We start from the raw sequence: 446 nt of genomic DNA, 5'->3' as shown, positions 1-446 counted from the left end.
CAGAACCCGGCGCGCCAGGCCGCGATCAAGGCCGGCCTGCCCCACGCCGTGCCGGCGCTGACCCTGAACAAGGTCTGCGGCTCCGGCCTCAAGGCCCTGCACCTGGGCGCCCAGGCGATCCGCTGCGGCGACGCCGAGGTGATCATCGCCGGCGGCCAGGAAAACATGAGCCTGGCCAACTACGTGCTGCCCGGCGCCCGCACCGGCCTGCGCATGGGCCACAGCCAGATCGTCGACACCATGATCAGCGATGGCCTGTGGGATGCCTTCAACGACTACCACATGGGCATCACCGCCGAGAACCTGGTGGACAAATACGGCATCAGCCGCGAAGCCCAGGACGCCTTTGCCGCCGCCTCGCAGCAGAAGGCCGTGGCCGCCATCGAGGGCGGGCGTTTCGTCGATGAGATCACCCCGATCCTGATTCCCCAGCGCAAGGGCGACCC

1 protein-coding gene is annotated in these 446 nt (G+C 68.8%); it reads left to right on the top strand.

What is annotated here, in order from left to right:
• Positions 1–446: beta-ketoacyl synthase N-terminal-like domain-containing protein (locus tag J4D52_RS30425; protein WP_309474386.1), on the top strand; the 446-nt coding region annotated here is incomplete at both ends.

The organism is Pseudomonas sp. GW460-12-10-14-TSB1, from assembly GCF_017349775.1.
GTDB classification, from domain to species: domain Bacteria; phylum Pseudomonadota; class Gammaproteobacteria; order Pseudomonadales; family Pseudomonadaceae; genus Aquipseudomonas; species Aquipseudomonas piscium.
The sequence above is the reverse complement of the archived record's forward strand: the minus strand, read 5'-3'. Positions and strand labels throughout refer to the sequence as shown.